The organism is Mameliella sp. AT18 (genome assembly GCF_028807275.1).
GTDB lineage: Bacteria > Pseudomonadota > Alphaproteobacteria > Rhodobacterales > Rhodobacteraceae > Antarctobacter > Antarctobacter albus.
This window is the reverse complement of record NZ_JARAMO010000125.1, coordinates 1-1,220: the sequence shown is the minus strand read 5'-3', so window position 1 is coordinate 1,220 and position 1,220 is coordinate 1. Positions and strand designations below refer to the sequence as shown.

The following is a 1,220-nucleotide window of genomic DNA, read 5'->3' as shown; positions in this document are numbered from 1 at the left end:
CGCGTGGCCAATGTCACCGGACTGACGGCAGAGGACTTTACGCTGTAGTAATAGGTCTCCCCACAGGAGGTCCCCGAGGGGGCCCCCTCAACCAGAATCCCCGGGGGCCGGCGCGACCCCGACCTTCGGGGTGATCGCGAAAGGGGCATCGATGGCCCTGATCGAGACAGGCCCTCCGGCTTCTCGGATCGGCCTTAAAATGTGCAAATGGGATTTACCAAATGGCAGACTTTACCCTGACCGGCTTTTCGACCACGGCGCAGACCCTGACCGGCAGCGAAACCGGTATCCTCACCGATGCCGATGCCAATCTCGTCGTCAACGGCGATGCCATCACGTCCAGCGGTAGTTTCAACAACCTGAGCATCAATGGGTCCGTGATCGCGAGTACTTTGGTTAACAACAACGCCATTGAACACGATGGTGGGACGTTCACGGCCTTTGTGGGCCCATCAGGCTACGTCAACTCAATCGAAGGCGACACGTTCTTCCTGTCGGGAACCTCCACGATGCGGATCCAAAACACCGGCACCATCCTGGCCGGCGCGGATGCGATCGACGCACGGGCATCGGACGGAGGTGCCCCGATCGACATCATCAACAGCGGCACGATCATCGGGGAATCGGACGGTCTTGTCCTTGATGGTGGGACAGCCAATGTCACGATCGTGAATTCGGGTACAATCGAGGGCGGCTCTGGCGGGATTTTTTCGAACTTCTTTAGCGGAAGTACAGGCACAACCATTCTGCGCAACAGCGGCACGATCTCGGGCGGCACAAGTTTCGCCTACACTTCCGAATTGGGGGGCGGTGTCGATCGCATCTTCAACAGCGGCGTTATGAACGGCGACGTCGAGATGGGCGTTGGAGACGACCGGCTCGACAACACCGGCGGCGTCATCAACGGCACCGTCTTTGGCGACTTCGGCAATGACACCCTGGCTGGCGGCGAGAACGCGGATGATTTCAACGGTGGTGCGGATGCCGACACCATCGTCGGACGCGGCGGCGACGACCTGCTGGATGGCGAAGGGGGGGATGACTTCATCCTCGGCGGCGCGGGCAACGACGACATCGAGGGCGGCAGCGAAAACGATACCATCAACGGCAACGCCGGCGACGACACGATCCTGGGCGACAGCGGCAACGACATTCTGGTCGGCCAGGACGGCAGCGACTTCCTGGACGGCAGCGACGGGCTCGACACGATGGACGGCGGC

The 1,220-nt window shown here is 61.2% G+C and carries 1 protein-coding gene; it reads left to right on the top strand.

Going from position 1 to position 1,220, the window contains the following annotated elements; genetic code table 11:
* Positions 1–221: 221 nt before the first annotated feature.
* Positions 222–1,220, top strand: a 999-nt coding sequence (locus tag PVW46_RS13590) for a calcium-binding protein (protein WP_274576194.1), incomplete at its 3' end; no start/stop codon positions are given.